At 70.6% G+C, this 16,822-nt stretch carries 23 protein-coding genes and 1 pseudogene; 14 read left to right on the forward strand and 10 right to left on the reverse strand.

Annotation, left to right across the window (positions count from 1 at the left end; translation table 11 throughout):
• Positions 1 to 4: 4 nt before the first annotated feature.
• Positions 5 to 781: a helix-turn-helix domain-containing protein gene (locus AC0L5F_RS09745; protein ID WP_473313142.1), complete on the forward strand. Its 777-nt coding sequence runs from the start codon at positions 5 to 7 to the stop codon at positions 779 to 781.
• On the opposite strand, the gene AC0L5F_RS09750 is transcribed toward AC0L5F_RS09745, so the two are convergent.
• Both AC0L5F_RS09750 and AC0L5F_RS09755 read right to left on the reverse strand, forming a co-directional pair.
• A complete protein-coding gene (locus AC0L5F_RS09750; protein WP_473313144.1) occupies positions 756 to 1,676 on the reverse strand; it encodes a 1,4-dihydroxy-2-naphthoyl-CoA synthase in 921 nt (306 codons plus the stop codon). The two genes, AC0L5F_RS09745 and AC0L5F_RS09750, sit on opposite strands and share 26 nt — an antisense overlap.
• A gap of 59 nt (positions 1,677 to 1,735) precedes the next feature.
• Positions 1,736 to 2,380, reverse strand: coding sequence for an ACT domain-containing protein (locus tag AC0L5F_RS09755; protein ID WP_473313145.1), 645 nt, complete (start codon positions 2,378 to 2,380; stop codon positions 1,736 to 1,738).
• A 55-nt stretch (positions 2,381 to 2,435) separates the two neighbouring features.
• On the opposite strand from AC0L5F_RS09755, the gene AC0L5F_RS09760 reads away from it, so the two are divergent.
• Complete coding sequence (locus AC0L5F_RS09760; protein WP_473313146.1) at positions 2,436 to 2,786, forward strand: DUF3817 domain-containing protein; 351 nt, start codon at positions 2,436 to 2,438, stop codon at positions 2,784 to 2,786.
• Here AC0L5F_RS09760 and AC0L5F_RS09765 read toward each other — a convergent pair.
• Both AC0L5F_RS09765 and AC0L5F_RS09770 read right to left on the reverse strand, forming a co-directional pair.
• Positions 2,773 to 3,402, reverse strand: a complete 630-nt coding sequence (locus AC0L5F_RS09765) for a Pr6Pr family membrane protein (protein WP_473313148.1) — start codon at positions 3,400 to 3,402, stop codon at positions 2,773 to 2,775. The two genes, AC0L5F_RS09760 and AC0L5F_RS09765, sit on opposite strands and share 14 nt — an antisense overlap.
• Positions 3,399 to 3,977 (reverse strand): LURP-one-related family protein, encoded by a 579-nt coding sequence (locus AC0L5F_RS09770; RefSeq protein WP_473313149.1) that lies wholly within the window; start codon positions 3,975 to 3,977, stop codon positions 3,399 to 3,401. Before AC0L5F_RS09770 ends, AC0L5F_RS09765 begins: the two co-directional genes overlap by 4 nt.
• A gap of 61 nt (positions 3,978 to 4,038) precedes the next feature.
• Here AC0L5F_RS09770 and AC0L5F_RS09775 point away from each other — a divergent pair, with 61 nt between their 5' ends.
• The 8 genes and pseudogenes from AC0L5F_RS09775 to AC0L5F_RS09810 all read left to right on the forward strand — a co-directional run bounded on the left by AC0L5F_RS09775 (position 4,039) and on the right by AC0L5F_RS09810 (position 9,846).
• Complete coding sequence (locus AC0L5F_RS09775) at positions 4,039 to 4,788, forward strand: DapH/DapD/GlmU-related protein (protein WP_473313150.1); 750 nt, start codon at positions 4,039 to 4,041, stop codon at positions 4,786 to 4,788.
• A gap of 68 nt (positions 4,789 to 4,856) precedes the next feature.
• A complete protein-coding gene (locus AC0L5F_RS09780) occupies positions 4,857 to 4,988 on the forward strand; it encodes a hypothetical protein (RefSeq protein ID WP_473313151.1) in 132 nt (43 codons plus the stop codon).
• A 60-nt stretch (positions 4,989 to 5,048) separates the two neighbouring features.
• A complete protein-coding gene (ku, locus tag AC0L5F_RS09785) occupies positions 5,049 to 5,951 on the forward strand; it encodes a non-homologous end joining protein Ku (RefSeq protein WP_473313152.1) in 903 nt (300 codons plus the stop codon).
• A gap of 139 nt (positions 5,952 to 6,090) precedes the next feature.
• Positions 6,091 to 6,528, forward strand: a pseudogene (gene ligD / locus AC0L5F_RS09790) (non-homologous end-joining DNA ligase LigD); the annotation flags it as partial.
• Positions 6,529 to 6,619: 91 nt separating this feature from the next.
• A complete protein-coding gene (gene ligD / locus AC0L5F_RS09795) occupies positions 6,620 to 7,837 on the forward strand; it encodes a non-homologous end-joining DNA ligase (protein ID WP_473313153.1) in 1,218 nt (405 codons plus the stop codon).
• A 20-nt stretch (positions 7,838 to 7,857) separates the two neighbouring features.
• Positions 7,858 to 8,532, forward strand: a complete 675-nt coding sequence (locus AC0L5F_RS09800) for a hypothetical protein (protein ID WP_473313154.1) — start codon at positions 7,858 to 7,860, stop codon at positions 8,530 to 8,532.
• A gap of 213 nt (positions 8,533 to 8,745) precedes the next feature.
• Positions 8,746 to 9,546: a sigma-70 family RNA polymerase sigma factor gene (locus AC0L5F_RS09805; RefSeq protein ID WP_473313155.1), complete on the forward strand. Its 801-nt coding sequence runs from the start codon at positions 8,746 to 8,748 to the stop codon at positions 9,544 to 9,546.
• Between the two features lie 60 nt (positions 9,547 to 9,606).
• On the forward strand, positions 9,607 to 9,846 hold the full coding sequence (locus AC0L5F_RS09810; protein WP_473313157.1) for a hypothetical protein: 240 nt from the start codon (positions 9,607 to 9,609) through the stop codon (positions 9,844 to 9,846).
• Here the strand turns inward: AC0L5F_RS09810 and AC0L5F_RS09815 are convergent.
• Entirely contained in the window at positions 9,834 to 10,211 is a 378-nt protein-coding gene (locus AC0L5F_RS09815; RefSeq protein ID WP_473313158.1) for a hypothetical protein, read from the reverse strand. The genes AC0L5F_RS09810 and AC0L5F_RS09815 overlap by 13 nt on opposite strands.
• Before the next feature lie 101 nt (positions 10,212 to 10,312).
• Here AC0L5F_RS09815 and AC0L5F_RS09820 point away from each other — a divergent pair, with 101 nt between their 5' ends.
• Complete coding sequence (locus AC0L5F_RS09820; RefSeq protein ID WP_473313160.1) at positions 10,313 to 11,038, forward strand: GAF and ANTAR domain-containing protein; 726 nt, start codon at positions 10,313 to 10,315, stop codon at positions 11,036 to 11,038.
• 18 nt (positions 11,039 to 11,056) lie between these two features.
• Here the strand turns inward: AC0L5F_RS09820 and AC0L5F_RS09825 are convergent, their stop codons facing one another.
• Together AC0L5F_RS09825 and AC0L5F_RS09830 are read right to left on the reverse strand one after the other, a co-directional pair.
• Positions 11,057 to 11,353: a WhiB family transcriptional regulator gene (locus AC0L5F_RS09825; RefSeq protein ID WP_473313162.1), complete on the reverse strand. Its 297-nt coding sequence runs from the start codon at positions 11,351 to 11,353 to the stop codon at positions 11,057 to 11,059.
• Positions 11,354 to 11,442: 89 nt separating this feature from the next.
• The gene (locus tag AC0L5F_RS09830) at positions 11,443 to 12,189 is read right to left on the reverse strand and encodes a cyclase family protein (protein WP_473313163.1); all 747 of its coding nucleotides are present in this window, start codon (positions 12,187 to 12,189) and stop codon (positions 11,443 to 11,445) included.
• 67 nt (positions 12,190 to 12,256) lie between these two features.
• On the opposite strand from AC0L5F_RS09830, the gene AC0L5F_RS09835 reads away from it, so the two are divergent.
• Positions 12,257 to 13,585 carry an alpha-hydroxy-acid oxidizing protein gene (locus AC0L5F_RS09835; protein WP_473313164.1) on the forward strand — a complete coding sequence of 443 codons (1,329 nt, stop codon included), beginning with the start codon at positions 12,257 to 12,259 and terminating at the stop codon, positions 13,583 to 13,585.
• A gap of 45 nt (positions 13,586 to 13,630) precedes the next feature.
• Entirely contained in the window at positions 13,631 to 13,846 is a 216-nt protein-coding gene (locus AC0L5F_RS09840) for a hypothetical protein (protein WP_473313165.1), read from the forward strand.
• Between the two features lie 33 nt (positions 13,847 to 13,879).
• Here AC0L5F_RS09840 and AC0L5F_RS09845 read toward each other — a convergent pair whose 3' ends face one another.
• From AC0L5F_RS09845 to AC0L5F_RS09855, 3 genes are all read right to left on the reverse strand, one after another.
• On the reverse strand, positions 13,880 to 14,155 hold the full coding sequence (locus AC0L5F_RS09845) for a DUF7218 family protein (RefSeq protein ID WP_473313170.1): 276 nt from the start codon (positions 14,153 to 14,155) through the stop codon (positions 13,880 to 13,882).
• A gap of 49 nt (positions 14,156 to 14,204) precedes the next feature.
• Positions 14,205 to 14,696 (reverse strand): FBP domain-containing protein, encoded by a 492-nt coding sequence (locus AC0L5F_RS09850; protein ID WP_473313171.1) that lies wholly within the window; start codon positions 14,694 to 14,696, stop codon positions 14,205 to 14,207.
• A gap of 159 nt (positions 14,697 to 14,855) precedes the next feature.
• Positions 14,856 to 15,344, reverse strand: a complete 489-nt coding sequence (locus AC0L5F_RS09855; protein ID WP_473313172.1) for a GNAT family N-acetyltransferase — start codon at positions 15,342 to 15,344, stop codon at positions 14,856 to 14,858.
• A gap of 65 nt (positions 15,345 to 15,409) precedes the next feature.
• On the opposite strand from AC0L5F_RS09855, the gene zwf reads away from it, so the two are divergent.
• Positions 15,410 to 16,819 (forward strand): glucose-6-phosphate dehydrogenase, encoded by a 1,410-nt coding sequence (gene zwf, locus AC0L5F_RS09860; RefSeq protein WP_473313173.1) that lies wholly within the window; start codon positions 15,410 to 15,412, stop codon positions 16,817 to 16,819.
• Positions 16,820 to 16,822 lie beyond the last annotated feature (3 nt).

Raw genomic sequence — 16,822 nt, forward strand, 5'->3', positions numbered from 1 at the left:
CACCGTGCTCACGATCAGCCAGCTCGCGTCGTCCGCGGGGGTCACGGTGCGTGCCGTGCGGCACTACCACGCGACCGGGCTGCTGCCCGAGCCCGAGCGCGACCACTCCGGCTACCGCCGCTACCGCGCGGACGCCGTCGTCGACCTGGTGCGGATCCGCACGCTCGCCGACGCCGGCGTGCCGCTCGCGCGGGTGCGCGAGCTGTTGGTGGCCGACGACGCCGAGTTCGCCGCCGCGATCGACGACGTCGACCGGCGCCTGCGTGCCGAGATCCGCCAGCGACAGGGGCACCGGCGGGACATCGCCCGGCTGGCCGCCGGCGACAGTCTCGCCCTGCCGTCGGAGGCCGTCGCGTACCTCGAGCGGCTGCGCTCCCTGGGCATCCGCGAGGACATGATCGTCGGCGAGCGCGACGCCTGGATCCTCGTCGCCGCCCAGCTGCCCGAGGCGATGCCTGAGTTCATGGCGCTCAAGCAGCAGCAGCTCGACGATCCCGGCACGCTCGAGCTCTACCGGGACCTGGCCGAGGCGATCGCGTGGGACGTCGACGACCCACGGCTGCTCGGGATGCGCGACCGGCTGGTCGACCTGCTGGAGACCCAGGACACCGCCGCCTGGGAGCAGGGGCCGCAGATCGACCCGGACCTGGCCGACCTGCTCGACGAGGTGTTCCTCGACTCGATCCCGGTGGCCCGCCGACTCCTGGAGCTGCTCGAGGAGAAGGGCTGGCGAGGCTGGACCCGCTTCGAGCGGATCAGTAGTACCAGGGGTAGTCGCTGAAGTCGGGGTCGCGCTTCTCGAGGAAGGCGTCGCGGCCCTCGGCGGCCTCGTCGGTCATGTAGGCCAAGCGGGTGGTCTCGCCGAGCAGCACCTGCTGGCCGACCAGTCCGTCGTCGATCAGGTTGAACGAGTACTTCAGCATGCGCTGCGCCGTGGGGCTCTTGGCGTTGATCTTGCGGCCCCACTCCAGCGCCTCGGCCTCGAGGTCGGCGTGCGGCACCACCTTGTTGACCATGCCCATGCGGTGCGCGTCGTCGGCCGAGTACTCGTCGCCGAGCAGGAAGATCTCGCGAGCGAACTTCTGGCCCACCTGGCGGGCCAGGTACGCCGAGCCGAATCCGCCGTCGAACGAGCCCACGTCGGCGTCGGTCTGCTTGAACCTGGCATGCTCCTGCGACGCCAGGGTCAGGTCTGCCACCACGTGCAGGCTGTGGCCACCACCGGCCGCCCACCCCGGCACCACGGCGATGACGATCTTGGGCATGAAGCGGATCAGGCGCTGGCACTCCAGGATGTGCAGTCGGCCCAGCTTGCCCTTGTCGACGGTCTGTGGCGCCTCGCCCTCGACCTCGTACTGGTAGCCGACCTTGCCGCGGATCCGCTGGTCACCGCCGGAGCAGAACGCCCATCCGGCATCCTTCGGCGAGGGGCCGTTGCCGGTGAGCAGCACGCAACCGACGTCGGAGGAGGTCCGGGCGTGCTCGAGCACGGTGAGCAGCTCGTCGACCGTGCCCGGACGGAAGGCGTTGCGCACCTCGGGGCGGTCGAAGGCGATGCGGACCGTGCCGTGGGCGTTGGCCCGGTGGTAGGTGAGGTCCTGCAGGCCCTCGAAGCCGGGCACCGGCGTCCAGGCCGAGGCGTCGAAGATCTCCGAGACGTTGTCGAGGGCGCTCATGGCCGAGAGGCTACCGGCCCCCCACCGCGCCCCCGTCCGCTCGGTTCCCGCCGGGCCACTCAGACCGCTTGGACGGAGGCGGCGAGGGAGACCATGTGGCCGATGCGGGCGACCTCGGAGGCCAGGAAGTCCGGGCCGCCGTGCCGGCCGACCACGACGACCACGGCCCGGTCGTCGCGGTCACGGGCGGGCGCGGCGGCGAGGACGGTGGAGTCCCACTCCGGCGCCGCGTCGAGCATCTGCGGACCGGTGATGTCCATCCACGCCTCCGCCGACGGGACGAGCTGCGGCGCCGCGGCCGTCTGGGCCCGGACGGAGACCTCGCCGTCGACGACCTCGAGGGCGAGGGCCCAGTCGGTCCGGAAGGTGGACGGCAGCACGTCGACCATCGCGTCGATCGCGTGCTTCGGGTCCTCGGTGAACTGCTCGACCGCCTCCAGGTCCATGCTCAGGTTCGCCCCGGCGGTGTACCGCGAGATCCACTCCACCGCCACGCCGTCGAGGGCGTGGCACGCGGTCACGAGCGCGTCGGGCATCACCCGCGCCGGGAGCTCCAGCAGCACGTCGTCGACGACCTGCCCGTCGGGTCGGCGCTCGACGACCTCGATGGCCTCGATGTCGGCTCCCGCCCCGCCCAGCGCAGTCGCGAGTGCGCCCAAGGAGCCCGGGACGTCGGGCAGCGCGACGCGCAGCAGAAAGGCCATATGACCATTGTCACGGGTCGATGTTTCGTGCAGGTGTCGCAGGTACCGTGGCGGCGTGCGCATCCCTCTGCCCCCCGTCTCCCGCAACGTCTTTCGGTCCGTGGCGATCGCCGAGGCCGTCTCCTGGGCGCTCCTGCTGTCGGCGATGTACTGCAAGTACGTCACCGAGTCCGAACCGTTCGGCCTGCGCGAGGGCGGCGTGCCGGTCGCCGGGATGATCCACGGCATCGTGTTCATCGGCTTCGTGGTCGCCGCCTTCGCCGCCTGGCACCACAACCGCTGGAGCGCCAAGGTGCTGCTGGTCGCGCTCGTGTCGAGCATCGTGCCGCTGGCGACGGTCCCGTTCGAGATCGGCGCCGATCGTCGGGGCCTGCTCGAGCGCCCCGCCGAGGTCACCCCCGCCTGACACCACCGAGGCGCAGGTAGAACGCCGCGAGCACGGCGGTGAAGACCGTGACGAGCAGGCAGGCCACCACGACCGACGGGACGCCGTTGGCGTCGAAGTCGAGGAACCCGTACGGCACGCGCGCGGTCTCGGTGTCGGACATCGGGAACGCCGGCGAGACCGCCACGGCGCGGATCAGGGTGTAGACCAGCCACGCGATGGGCCAGACCAGGAACCACCACGCGGAGCGGTCCAACGGCGTGCGCGGCTGGATCAGCACGTAGCCGACGACCGCCGCCACCGGGACGATGTAGTGGAAGATCGCGTTCAGCACCACGTCGGCGCCGGTGAGCTCCAGCGACCCGGCCAGCACGGTGGAGTACACGATGCCCGTGACGGTGATCCCGACCAGCCCGGCCAGCCGGATCGCGCCGAAGACCCGTCCCGATCGCATCGGGTCCAGGGCGACCCCGGCGGCTCCCACCATGACCAGCAGGTTCGACTGAATGGTGAAGTAGCTGAACAGGTTGACCAGGCTGCGGTCGGTGTCGAGGTTGACCACCACCTGCCAGACGACGGCGACGGCGACCAGGAGGGCGAGCGCGCCGTGCCACGCACGGGTGATCGTGGGGCTCATCGGCCCTGCAGAGCGTCGAGGGCCACCGCCATGGCCGCGGCGACGCGCCAGTCGAGCTGCCACCCGTTGGCCAGGCGCGGCGACGTGACCACGTATCGGTCGCGGAGCGACCTCTGACGCTCCGAGCTCAGGATCACCTGACCGTCCGGAGCCGTGAAGTCGAAGTGGAACAGCAGGAACGGGATGTCGGCGAACCGGCGCACCAACGACACCGTCAGGCTGCGCTCCTGGCCGATCGCGGTGAGTCCGTCCGGGGTGGTCAGGTGCCAGGTCGACCGGAGCAGCGACTTGCCGAAGTCCTTGCGGAACTCGCCGATCGGCGCTCCCTGCGCGTCCATGACGTCGTAGGTGGCGGCCAGGTCGAGCCGCTTGCGCGCCTTGAACGAGAAGACCGGCTGCGTCCGCGCCTCGTCGGAGTAGAACGTGACCTCTTCCTTGAAGGCCAGCCGCTTCTGCTGTGCCATCGCGAGCAACGGGCCCTCCGAGCCGTCGGGCTGCAGCGCGCGGAACTCGTACCGGTTGACCATGGGCGTGATCTTCTGGCGGAGCGTGTACTGCTCGGGGCTGGTGTCCACGGCGCCATCTTGCCAGTCCCGTCACCCGCGGGCTCGCGATCAGGGGCGATAACCTTGTCGGGTGGAAGAGCACGCGCGGGGCGCCCAGCACATCGTGCGTGTGGGCTCGTCCCGGGTGCTCGTCGAGGCCCCGGTCCGTTTTCTCGGCAGGTTCCTGGTGCGGTCGACGACCCGCATCGGCTGCTTCACCGAGTTCGGCCAGCACGTCGAGGCGCAGGCCGCCGACTTCGGCCGCTACAGCGAGATCGGCAACAACTCCACGCTCGGCGCGACGGGCCATCCCCTCACCTGGCTGAGCGTGAGCGCCTCGCAGTACAAGCACGCCACCTTCGGCTGGCACCCGGCGGCGGCCGAGGCGGAGCTGGTCGAGCCCGAGGCCGGCGGGCGCCAGTCGTTCCGCAGCATCGGTCCGGATCGGGCCCGCATCGGCAACGACGTGTGGCTCGGCGCGGGCGTCGTGGTGCTGCGGGGAGTCACGATCGGCGACGGGTGCGTGGTCGCGGCCAACGCCGTCGTGACCAAGGACCTGCCTCCGTACACGATCTGCGGCGGTGTTCCGGCGCGCGTCCTCAAGCAGCGCGTGCCCGACGACCTGCGCGACGACCTGCTCGACCTGCAGTGGTGGCGCTACTCCCCCAACCAGCTGGCCGGAGTGCCGTTCGACGACGTGCCGGCTGCCGCAGCCGAGGTGCGGCGCCGCGTCGAGTCCGGCCTCGAGCCCTACGAGCCCGGTGAGGTCGAGCTGGTCCGGCCGACGCCGGCCCCGGTGTCACGGTCGCGGCGCGTCGCACGGCGCCTCACTGGTCGCTGACGGCTTGTCTGCACAGCCGTCAGGAGGTACGAAGGAGGCCACGACCTTCCGGGGTGAGAAGGAGCGACATGAGCACCGACCAACCGACGCCTGACCCAGACGAGACCGAGCCGGCCAGTCCGCCCGACGACCCCGAGCCGCCAGAACGCCCGGGCGAACCCTTCGAGGATCCCCTGCACCTGCCTCGTCCGATCATCTGAGCGCGGATCCGCGCCACCCACCTGCTGGCGCCGGTCCCCCGGGTAGGAAACACTGGGCCCATGCGATCGATCTGGAAGGGCGCCATCAGCTTCGGGCTGGTCAACGTGCCCGTGAAGGTCTACAGCGCCACCCAGAGCCACGACGTGTCTCTGCACCAGGTGCACGGCGAGGACGGTGGCCGCATCCGCTACCAGCGCAAGTGCGAGATCTGTGGCGAGGTCGTCGCCTACGACGAGATCCAGAAGGCCTACGACGACGGTGAGCAGACGGTCGTCCTGACCCCCGACGACCTCGCGTCGCTGCCGGCCGAGCGCAGCCACGAGATCGAGGTCATCGAGTTCGTGCCCTCCGACCAGGTCGACGTGCTGCGCATGGACAAGAGCTACTTCCTCGAGCCGGATGCCAAGGCGCTCAAGCCGTACGCCCTGCTGCGCCAGGCACTCGAGGACACCGATCGCACCGCGATCGCGCGGTTCGCGCTGCGCCAGCGCACGCACCTGGCGGCCATGCGGGTGCGCGGCGACGTCCTGATGCTGCAGACGCTGCTGTGGGACGACGAGGTGCGCACCCCCGACTTCGAGGTGCTCAAGGAGAAGGTGTCGGTCACCAAGAAGGAGTCGGACATGGCCGGGCAGCTGGTCGAGTCGCTGTCCGGCGACTTCGACTCATCGGACTTCACCGACGACTACCAGGTGCAGCTGCGCACCCTGGTCGAGGCCAAGCTGGAGCAGGGCGACGCTCTGGACACCGAGGCCACCTTCGGGCGCGAGGCCGGCAGCGACGACGCCGAGGTCATCGACCTGATGGAGGCTCTGCGGCGCAGCATCGACGAGCGCAAGAGCGGCGGTGGGTCCGCGTCGAAGACGTCGAGCACCCCCAAGAAGAGAGCCGCCAAGAAGAAGGCCCCGGCCAAGAAGAAGAGCGCCGCCTCGAAGAAGGCCCCGGCCAAGAAGACCGGTTGACGTGGCGCCTCCCGGCCCGTCGCAGACCGTCTCGATCGACGGCCACCGGCTGCGCCTGACCCACCCGGACAAGGTGGTGTACCCCGAGACCGGCACCACCAAGGCCGAGGTCATCCAGTACCTGGTGACCATCGCTTCGGTGCTGCTCCCGCACCTGGCGGGCCGGATCGTCACGCGGAAGCGGTGGGTGCACGGTGTGGGCACGGTGGGCCAGCCCGGCGAGGTCTTCTTCGAGAAGAACCTGCCGTCCTCGGCTCCCCGCTGGATCCGGCGGCAACGCATCAGTCACGACCGGCACGAGGCCGACTACCCGCTGGTCGAGCGTGCCGCCGACCTCGCGTGGCTGGGGCAGGTCAACGCGCTCGAGCTGCACGTCCCCCAGTGGAGGGTGCAGCCCGACGGCACCCCGGGCCATCCCGATCGCCTGGTGCTCGACCTGGACCCCGGTCCCGGAGTGGGTCTGGCCGAGTGCGCGGCCGTCGCGCACGAGGCCCGCTCGATGCTCGGCGACGTCGGGCTGACGGCGCTCCCGGTGACCAGCGGGTCGAAGGGGCTGCACCTCTACGCGGCGCTCGACGGCACCCACGACTCCGACTACGTCAACACCTTCGCCAAGACCCTGGCGGAGGCGTTGCAGTCCCAGCTTCCCGGAGCTGGTCGTCAGCTCGATGGCGCGCAGCATCCGGCGCGGCAAGGTGCTGGTCGACTGGAGCCAGAACAACGGCAACAAGACCACCATCTGCCCGTACTCGCTGCGCGGCACCGCGCTGCCGCACGTGGCTGCACCCCGCAGATGGGACGAGATCGACGACGACCTGCAGCAGCTGAGGTTCGACGAGGTGCTCGAGCGGGTCCGGGCCGACGGTGATCCGCTCGAGCCTCTGGGTCGGCGCGCTGCCGCGTCGGGCGTGGCGGACGCGGGGGGCGGCGTCATGCTCGCCTCGGTCGGTCGCGAGTCGTCGGTGGATTCGCCTGCGCGGTGGGCGTACGAGATGAAGTGGGACGGGATACGGGCGCTCGCCACCGTGAACCCCGAGCTGCCCGACGACCAGGTGCGCCTGGTGAGCCGCAACGGCAACGACCTCACCGCGTCGTACCCGGAGATCACCGAGGCGCTGGCACGGCTCGACCGCGGCGCGCTGGCGCTCGACGGCGAGATCGTCGCGTTCCGCGACGGCTCCGTTCCCGACTTCGGCCTGCTCCAGCAGCGCATGGGCCTCACCCGACCCCGGGAGGTCGCGGCTGCCGCCGGGCGAACCCCGGCGCACTACCTGGCCTTCGACCTGCTGGCCGAGGGCTCGACGTCGCTGCGCAGCGAGCCGTACGACGCGCGGCGCGCGGCCCTGGAGGCGCTCGGCATCGGCGACGCCGAGGACGCCACGATCCGGGTCCCGCCGGCCTTCGACGGATCGCTCGACGACGCCGTCGAGCACAGCCTCGGTCGGGGCCTGGAGGGCGTGATCGCCAAGCGACGCCGGAGCCCGTATCACGACGGACGCTCGTCGTCGTGGGTCAAGATCAAGCACCAGCGCACCCAGGACGTCGTGGTGTGCGGCTGGCGCCCGGGCAACGGGGTCCGCGCGAGCACCCTCGGTTCGCTGATCGTGGGCGTGCACCGCGACGACACGCTCTCCTACGCGGGCCGGGTGGGAACCGGGTTCTCCGACGCCGACCTGGAGTCGTTGCACCGTCGACTCGCGGCGATCGAGACCGATGACGTGACCCTGCCCGATGCTCCGCGGGACGTGGCTCGCGAGGCGCACTGGGTCGAGCCGATCCTCGTCGGCGAGGTCGCCTTCGTCGAGTGGACGGCGGCGGGCCATCTGCGGCACCCGACCTGGCGCGGCGTGCGCGAGGATGTACCCGTTTCAGGTGTGCGCGTCTGAATCCGCGTAGGCTCAAGCCCATGAAGCCGTTCACGTCCAAGAAGAAGTCCGACAAGCTCGTCGAACGCCTGCAGGCCGCCGGCGGCGAGATCGCCGACCAGCTGTCCGACCTCGGGCACACCGTGGCCGAGCGTGCTCCCGGCGTCCGCGACCAGATCACCGAGCAGGTCACCCAGCTGGGTCAGAGCGCTCGTGAGAAGGCGCCCGTGGTCCGCGACCGCATCGCCGAGCGCGCTCCGGTGGTCGGTGCGCAGATCGCCGATCAGGCGCGCGAGCTCACCCGCGAGGCCCGCGACCGCATGCCCGACCTGAGCGAGGTCAGTCCGCCCGAGGCGCTGATGACCAAGTCGCAGAAGAAGGCCGTCAAGAAGCAGCGGCGACGCAAGCGCGTCCGTCGCCTGGTCTCGTTCACCGCCCTCACGGCGGCCGGCGCCGCGGCCGTCTCGGCCTACCGCAGCGCCCAGTCGGCCGCCAACTCCGCACCGCCGCCGCCCGCGCCGGCACCCGCCCCGCCGAAGGTCCCCACGCCTGCGGCGAAGGAGAAGGCGCCGTCGGCACCTGCTGCGAAGACCGCGGCCCCGAAGGCGCCCGCGGCCAAGAAGGCACCCGCGGCCAAGAAGGCGCCGGCGGCCAAGAAGACACCTGCTGCGAAGAAGGCGCCGGAGGACAAGCCCCCGGCCGGGCCCACCAGCTGACCTCACCTCCGAGACCCCGGTCACGTCGACGACGTGACCGGGGTCTCGCGCTGTACGGACATTGACAAATCGACAAAGCGACACCAGATCACTTCCGAAATGCCCCAGGAGAGCGTGCTCACCCGAAGGGTTGTGCCCACGGGCAATTGATGCCACGCTGAGCGAACGGTTGCGCAGAAGCCGTTCACTGAATCATTGCCCTTGGGGGGCATCGTGGACGCAGCTTCAGACCACCGAATTCGCACACTCTTCGCCGCACGCATCGGCGCATCACCTGCCGATCGACGACGCGCCGAGGACGAGATCATCCGCCAGCACCTGCCGATGGCGCGCTCCTTGGCGCGCCGCTACGTCGACCGGGGCGCCGACCTCGACGACCTGGTGCAGGTCGCCAACCTCGCGCTCGTCAAGGCGATGCGCGGCTTCGACGTCGAGAAGGGGGCCTTCGCCCCGTTCGCCACCGCCACCATCCTCGGCGAGCTCAAGCGACACTTCCGCGACCAGTGCTGGAGCGTCCGACCTCCTCGGCGTCTCCAGGAGCTGCAGGCCGACATCAGCCGCGCCAGCGCTGCCCACTGGCAGGAGCACGCCACATCGCCCACCTCGCACCAGCTCGCCGAGCACCTGGACGTCGACGTGGCGCAGGTGCGCGAGGCACGGGCGGCGAGCGGTTGCTACCACGCGGCGTCACTCGACGTGTCCGCGCGCGCCGACCTGCAGACGGCCGGCGACCTGCTGGTCGACGAGACCGACGACGTGGGCCACGTGGACGACCTCGCCACGATCTCGCGTGCCATGCGCGACCTCGACGACACCCAGCGCGAGCTGATCGGCATGCGGTTCTTCGACCACCTCACCCAGCAGCAGATCGCCGACCGCACCGGCATCAGCCAGATGCAGGTGTCGCGGAGACTCGCCCGCCTGCTGGACCAGCTGCGCGACGCGGTGGGCGTCGTCGACGGTGCACCGTCCGGTCCGCTGGCCCCGGCGCTGGTGGGAGCACACGGCCAGTAGAATGTGAGCACCGGTTCAGCAGCAGCCGGTCCGTCCGGATCGGAAGGCTGCCGTCAGCACGTGCACACCCTCATGCTGGAGTTCCAGCTCCATGACACGTCGGTCACCGACGACCTGCTCCACGACCTGAACCTGCGCGACGACGTCGAGGCTCGCCTCCGCACGTCCGGGGCCGGCGACGACGCGACGTTCCTGCTGGTGGCCATCGCCGACACCGCCGAGCTGGCGTGGGACGTGCGCTCCACGGTCACGCTGTTCGACCCGCTGGCCGTCGAGACCTCGGGCGGTCAGGACCGATGAGTCGTCAGGTCCTCGGCGACTCGCGCGACGACGTCGTCCTCCTCCTCGCGCACCATGACCAGGTCGTGCCGCTCGATGCATCGATCGCACAGGTCCTCGGCGTCGACGTCCGAACCCTCCACGACCAGGGCGACCACGTGGGCGGCCGTGGTGTCGAGATCGCACAGAGCGCGCACCGCGGACATGCCGGCGCGCGAGTCGAGCACCAGCAGCGCCCTCGACACCGAGTCGACCCACCCCGCCTCGACCGAGATCGTGTGCGTGCCGGCGCCGCGCGAGCGGATCTCGTCGGCGATCAGGTTCACCAACGTGCCGTGATTCGCGAAGATCGTCACGGTCGGGCTGTCATCGGCCAGGGTGGACATCGGCAGCTCCTCTCGGGTCGTGACGTACCCATCGCCTCCACCACGAAACTTCCGCGAGGTCGCAGCCTCGATGACCTCGATGAGGTGCTTTCATGATCCCCATGGAGAACAGGTCCCATGATCGGGCGATCGGAGAGGTGGACGCGTCCACGTTCTTCTCCCAGATGGCGCTCGAGCTGCACGACGAGCCCGACGCCGACGCCACCGTGCAGCGCATCGCGGAGTACGCCCGCATCGCGGTGGGCTGCAACGACGCGGGCATCATGCTCGTGCACGCCCGCAAGCAGATCGAGACCGCCGCGGCCACGTCGCAGCGGGTGGTGGAGTCGCACGACCTGCAGATCGTGCACGACGAGGGCCCGTGCCTCGACGCCATCGACGGCGACGGCGTCTACGTGGTGGTGGACACCTCGAACGATCCTCGCTGGACGAAGTGGGGGCCGGCCGTGCACGAGCTCGGGATGCGAAGCGCCGTCAGCGTGCGTCTCGAGACCCGCGAGCGCCGCTACGGTTCGCTGAACCTGTACGACGAGAGCGCCGGCGCCTTCGACGACGACGACATCGCCGTGGCCACCATCTTCAGTCGCCACGCGTCCGTGGCGCTCGCCGCAGCCCACAACGAGGACGGCCTCCAGGTCGCCATCGACGCGCGCAAGCTCATCGGCCAGGCGCAGGGCATCTTGATGGAGCGGTTCGACATCGACGACGACCGGGCCTTCACCTTCCTGCGCCGCCAGTCGCAGGACCGCAACCTCAAGCTGCGCGACATCGCCCAGTGGATCGTGGACCACCGCGGCGACCCCGCGGCGCGCTTCGACGCCGAGTGACCCGACCGCGGCTGCGTCTCAGGCAGCCGTGCCCTTGGAGCGCCGGTCGGCCGCCAGGTCGGAGCGCTCGCGGGGGTTGAGCCCTCCCCAGACGCCGTGCTCCTCCCGTACGCGCATCGCGTGCTCGAGGCACTGCTGGACGACCGGGCAACGCTCGCAGAACGCCTTGGCCGCGCTCTCGCGACGCTCGCGGGCGAAGCCGCGCTCGTGCTCGGGGGAGAAGAAGCGATCGGTGTCGGTGTCCGCGCAGGCACCGTCGTACTGCCACTCGTAGGACTCCCAGATGGGAGCGGGAAGCCGCTTGATGCTGACCACGGCGACGTCCTTTCTCGCACGGTGCGCCGCATCCGCGGCACGATCACTCCTTTCCTTACCCCGTGAAGAGCACGTCAAACATCTGGCGGTCAGTGGATCGCGAACACCCGCGCGGGGAATCCGGATCCGCCCTTCGGCTTGCCCCACGACGCGACGACCAGCGCGCCCGCCTCGGGAACCTGGTCCAGGTTCGCCATCAGCTCGATCTGCCACTTGTCGTGCTGCAGCAGCAGCAGCTCGAGCCCGTAGTCGCCGGCCGAGGTCGACGAGCCCGGGTCGGTGTCGGTGGTCTCGTGGCCGATCGCGGTGATGCCGACGCGTTCGATCAGGTCGACCACCACCTCTCGCGACCAGCCCGGAAGGTGCGCGACACCGTCGTCGTCGTGGTTGGCCATCGCGTCGGGGTCGGGCCAGCGCTGGTGCCAGTCGGTGCGCAGCGCCACGAAGCATCCGGCCGGCATCGGACCGTTGCGCTGCTCCCACGCGGCGACGTCCTCGAGGGTGGGGACCGCGTCGGGGTCCTCGCGCACGCGGTCGGAGATGTCGAGGACCACCAGCGGCAGGATCATCTGCTGCACCGGGATCTCGTCGATCGGGCGAGCACCGTCGACGAAGTGCGACGGCGGGTCGCAGTGGGTGCCCCACTGCCCCACGATCTCGTAGCGGTGCACGGCGAAGCCGTCGGGATCGACCTGGAAGGTCTGGTTGCGCTCCTCGTCGGGGAACGCCGGAAAGTGCGGCATGCCCGGGAAGAAGGCATGCGTGAGGTCGGTGAAGGTCCGGGCCTGCAGCTGCTCGTGCAGCTGCCACAACGGTCGGTCGGGCGATGCGGTCACGTGGGACTCCCCTCGGTGGGCACCCAGAATCGCACAGCACTGCCGAACCCACCGGTACCGTCGGCTCGTGAGCGCTTCCGATCCAGCCCCCTCGCCGGTCGGCCTCGGCCGGGCCCGGCAGTCCGAGATCTACGGCCAGGGCGTCCTCGGGCGGCGCCCCGCGGTGCCGACCAGCTTCGCCGACCTGGAGCGACGTGCCGAGGAGGTCAGCTCACGCACGGCCTGGGCGTACGTGGCCGGCGGCGCGGGCGAGGGCCGCACCATGCGCAACAACCGCGCCGCGTTCGACCGGTGGGCGATCGTTCCCCGGATGGCACACGGCATCACCGAGCGCGACCTCAGCACGACCGTGACCGGCACGGCGCTGCGGGCACCACTGCTGCTCGCTCCGGTCGGCGCCGGGGCGCTGGTCGCGGACGACAGCGATCTCGCCATCGCTGCTGCGGCCGAGGCCACCTCGGTGCCGTACATCTACTCCAACCAGGGCTGCAACCCGATGGAGGACTGCGCCGCGGCCATGCCGACCACACCCAAGTGGGTGCAGCTGTACTGGAGCACCGACGACCAGCTGGTGAACAGCCTGATCGGGCGGGCGGAGAAGATCGGCGCCGAGGCGCTGGTCGTCACCCTCGACACCACGATCCTCGGCTGGCGGCCACAGGACCTCACGCTCGGCTCCCTGCCGTTCGCCCAGGGTCTCGGTCTGGCGCAGTACACCAGCGACGACCGCTTCCTGCAGATCGTGGCCGACCGCATCGAGGCAGCCCGCACGTCCGACACCAGGGCCGACACCGAGGTCACCGTGGGGGCGATCCGGTCGCTGCTGCGGATCTCGACGAACTTCCCCGGACGGTTGATGTCGAACCTGCGGGCCCCCGAGCCTCGCAAGGCCGTCGAGACGTTCCTCGACATCTACTCGAACCCGGGCCTGTCGTGGGCGCACCTGGCGACCCTGCGCGACCGCACGTCGCTGCCGATCGTTCTGAAGGGCATCATGCACCCCGACGACGCCGTGCGGGCCTTCGAGCTGGGCGTCGACGCCATCGTCGTGTCCAACCACGGAGGACGTCAGGTCGACGGATCGCTCGCCTCTCTCGACGCGCTGCCCGGGGTGCGCGAGGCGGTCGGACCCGACGCCACCGTGCTGTTCGACAGCGGCATCCGCACCGGTGCGGACGTCTTCACCGCGCTGGCGCTGGGCGCGAACGCCGTGCTCCTGGGTCGGCCCCACATGTACGGCCTCGCCATCGCGGGTCAGCGCGGCGTCGAGGAGGTCGTGGCCAACGTGATCGCGGAGCTGGACCTCACCATGGCGCTGACCGGGACGGCCACGATCGCGGACATCACGCGCGACCTGCTGGTGCCCAATCCCTCGTTCGGCGGCCGAGGCGACTGACGTCGGACCCTGTTGTTCTGCCCGAACTCGACGTACGGTCGCACCATGGCGGATCGCACCTCCTCGGACCTGGTGTCAGAAGGCGTCCTCACGATGGTCGTCGGTGTCGCCGCGCTCGTGGGTGCGGTCATGATCGGCGGTGCCCGCAACCTCGTGGGCTCGTCGCTGCAGATCGTCGGCACGCTCGCACTGGCGGTGGCCTGCGTGTGCCTGTTCCGCGCCCTGCTGCGGCGCGCGCGAGACCTGCATCCCGGACGGTGACGCCAGCGCGCCGACGCAGTCCGGTGGTCCCGGTCAGTGCTCGCGCAGCTGCTCGACGAGCTCGTCCTTGGTGAGGTCGGAGTAGCCGGTCAGGCCCAGCTCCTTGGCGCGCTCACGCAGGTCGTCGACGGTCCAGTCGTCGTAGGATCCGGCGCGACCGCCCTTGGCCCCGACCGACTTCTCCGACCGCCCCTTCTGGGCTGCTGCGTTGGAGATGCGGGCAGCCTTCTGCTTCGAGGCACCGTCGTCACGCAGGGCCTCGTACATCTCGGGATTCTTCAGGCTGGGGTTCTGCTCGTCCTTCGGCACGGGTACCTCCTGAGGGTGTTGCCCCAGAGGTACCCGCACCGACGACGGGTCAATCGCCGTCGCGCACCCGTTCGGCGAAGCGCGCGGCCCGCTCCCGCAGGCCGAGGATCCGTCCGGCGACGAACGTCTCCGGATCCCGTCCCCTCTCCTCCGGTGTCGGGGGCCGCCTGGCATGGGTCGAGCAGGTCAGGTCGGCGTGGATCATCGCGCCGACGGAGTTGCCCTGCTTGCCGGCGGCGCCGGCGCGACGAGCCACGTACAGGACGACGTCGTCCGTGGCCTGCGGGTCCTGGCACCAGTCGCACATCGCGGGGCGGGTGGCACCGCGACTCTGGGTCCGCAGGAGCAGGCCGATCGGACCGGCGTCGGTCGGCACGACCACGTAGGCGCGCTGCGGGGCCTTCGGATCGGTCCAGCCGAGGATGTCCAGGTCGTCCCACGGCCGGTCGGGCAGGTCGGGAGGGACCGGTGCCTGGGTGGCCTCGCGGCGGGAGGCGTTGATGAAGCTGGCGCGGATGTCGCGCTCGGTGAGGGCATGCATGACGAACTTCTCTCGATGAGTGGGGGCAGGCGGAACGGGCCGGCCCGCGGTTGTCGCGTCAGCCGGCGATGGCGTCGTGCCTGGAAGCGGCCGTGGTGGCCGCCCCGCTCTCCGCGCCTCGCATGCGCTCTCCTCGAGATCGTGTCGTCAGAGGCGACGCTACTGCGTCGCCCCCAGCGATGCCAGCGCATCGCCGGTCATGCGGTAGGTGGTCCACTCGTCCTGCGCCGCGGCGCCCAGCGACTCGTAGAACGCGATGCTCGGGGCGTTCCAGTTCAACACCCACCACTCCAGGCGCGGCAGCCCACGGGTGACGCACTCGGCCGCCAGCGCCGCCAGCAGGTCTCGGCCCAGCCCGGTGCCGCGGTGATCCGGGGAGACGAACAGGTCCTCCAGCCAGATGCCGTTGGTGCCGGTCCACGTGGAGAAGGTCAGGTACCAGACCGCGATGCCCACGACCTCGCCGTCGACCTCGGCGACGTGCGCGAAGGTCGCCGGATGGCCGTCGGCGGGGAACAACGCCCGGCCGAAGTCGTCCTCGGTCGCCTCGACCTGGTCCGCGGCCTTCTCGTAGGCGGCCAGGTCGTGCACCAGCTCGAGGATGCGGGGGACGTCGGCGGACGTGGCGGGGCGCACGAGGGAGCTCATGACCTCATCGTCCCTCACCCGCCGGTGCCCTGCGGGACGTGCACCGCGACCGTACGCTGGCCACGATGGCCACCTCACCGGATCAGACCCTGCCTCCTCACGTCTTCGTGCTCTTCGGAGCGACCGGAGACCTCGCCGCCCGCAAGCTGTTCCCCGGGATGTACCACCTGGCCGCCGCGGACCGCCTGCCGAGCGACTACCGCATCATCGGCACGGGTCGGCACTCCCCGGGCTCGGACGAGGAGTTCGCCCAGCAGATTCGCGACGGACTCGACGACACCGTGGACGACCTCGACCCGGAGGTCGCCGACGACCTCGTGGGTCGCCTCTCGTTCCAGACGTCCGACGCCGACGACGGCTCCGACCTCGCCGACGCCGTGCAGTCCTTGGTCGACGAGCTCGGCGACGGCACCCAGCGCGTCGTGTACCTGTCCGTCCCACCGTCGGCCATGGAGCCGATCGTCCGGATGCTGGGCCGCGAGGGCATCGCCGACGGCGCCCGACTGGTGGTCGAGAAGCCGTTCGGCAGCGACCTGGAGTCGTCGCGCAGCCTCAACGCCACGCTGCAGGACGTCGCCGACGAGGACCACGTGTTCCGCATCGACCACTTCCTCGGCAAGGAGGCGGTTCAGAACATCCTCGCGCTGCGCTTCGCCAACGGCCTGCTCGAGCCCGCGTGGAACGCCAGGCACCTGGAGTCGGTGCAGATCGACGTGCCCGAGGAGCTGAGCATCGAGGGACGCGCCGGGTTCTACGAGAGCACGGGCGCGCTGCGCGACATGATCTCGACCCACCTGTGCCAGGTGCTCGGGTTCGTGGCGATGGAGCCACCGGTGCACCTCGACGCGCTGAGCCTGCGCAACGAGAAGGCCAAGGTCTTCGAGTCGATGCGACTGCTCGACCCCCAGCGCGTCGTCCGCGGTCAGTACGCGGGCTACACCGACGAGGAGGGTGTCGACGCCGACTCGACGACCGAGACGTTCATCGCGCTCGAGGCGTGGGTCGACACCGAGCGGTGGGCCGGGGTGCCGTTCTACCTGCGCACCGGCAAGGCCCTCGCCGAGACCCGGCGCACGATCACCCTGCGGTTCCGGCAACCACCCCTGGCACGGTTCGGCGACGAGGTCGAGCCGGCCAACGAGCTGGTGCTCGACCTGTCCGACACCCCGAGGGTCCGCGTGGAGCTGCAGGCCAAGCGACCCGGACCCGAGCTGAGCCTCGAGGGCGCCACGCTCGAGCTGAGCCTGGACCACGACGGCCACGACGGCGAGGAGCCGCTGGAGGCCTACGAGAAGCTGCTGCTGGACGTGATGCGCGGCGACCAGACCCTCTTCACCCGCGCCGACGAGGTCGATCGCCTCTGGCAGATCGTCACCCCGGTGCTCGACGACCCGCCGGAGGTCCTCCCCTACGAGCAGTCGTCGTGGGGACCGGACGCCGCCCTCGAGCTCACCGACTGGCGGCTCCCCGAGTGAGGG

Source organism: Aeromicrobium sp. 10G20-16 (assembly GCF_055809665.1).

Bases quoted from the DNA above. Each gene is read 5' to 3' on its own strand.
- AC0L5F_RS09750 (WP_473313144.1), bottom strand. From the start codon at position 1,676: ATGAGCGCCCTCGACAACGTCTCGGAGATCTTCGACGCCTCGGCCTGG.
- AC0L5F_RS09755 (WP_473313145.1), bottom strand. From the start codon at position 2,380: ATGGCCTTTCTGCTGCGCGTCGCGCTGCCCGACGTCCCGGGCTCCTTG.
- AC0L5F_RS09765 (WP_473313148.1), bottom strand. From the start codon at position 3,402: ATGAGCCCCACGATCACCCGTGCGTGGCACGGCGCGCTCGCCCTCCTG.
- AC0L5F_RS09780 (WP_473313151.1), top strand. From the start codon at position 4,857: ATGAGCACCGACCAACCGACGCCTGACCCAGACGAGACCGAGCCGGCC.
- ku (WP_473313152.1), top strand. From the start codon at position 5,049: ATGCGATCGATCTGGAAGGGCGCCATCAGCTTCGGGCTGGTCAACGTG.
- ligD (WP_473313153.1), top strand. From the start codon at position 6,620: ATGGCGCGCAGCATCCGGCGCGGCAAGGTGCTGGTCGACTGGAGCCAG.
- AC0L5F_RS09800 (WP_473313154.1), top strand. From the start codon at position 7,858: ATGAAGCCGTTCACGTCCAAGAAGAAGTCCGACAAGCTCGTCGAACGC.
- AC0L5F_RS09815 (WP_473313158.1), bottom strand. From the start codon at position 10,211: ATGTCCACCCTGGCCGATGACAGCCCGACCGTGACGATCTTCGCGAAT.
- AC0L5F_RS09820 (WP_473313160.1), top strand. From the start codon at position 10,313: ATGGAGAACAGGTCCCATGATCGGGCGATCGGAGAGGTGGACGCGTCC.
- AC0L5F_RS09840 (WP_473313165.1), top strand. From the start codon at position 13,631: ATGGCGGATCGCACCTCCTCGGACCTGGTGTCAGAAGGCGTCCTCACG.
- AC0L5F_RS09850 (WP_473313171.1), bottom strand. From the start codon at position 14,696: ATGCATGCCCTCACCGAGCGCGACATCCGCGCCAGCTTCATCAACGCC.
- AC0L5F_RS09855 (WP_473313172.1), bottom strand. From the start codon at position 15,344: ATGAGCTCCCTCGTGCGCCCCGCCACGTCCGCCGACGTCCCCCGCATC.
- zwf (WP_473313173.1), top strand. From the start codon at position 15,410: ATGGCCACCTCACCGGATCAGACCCTGCCTCCTCACGTCTTCGTGCTC.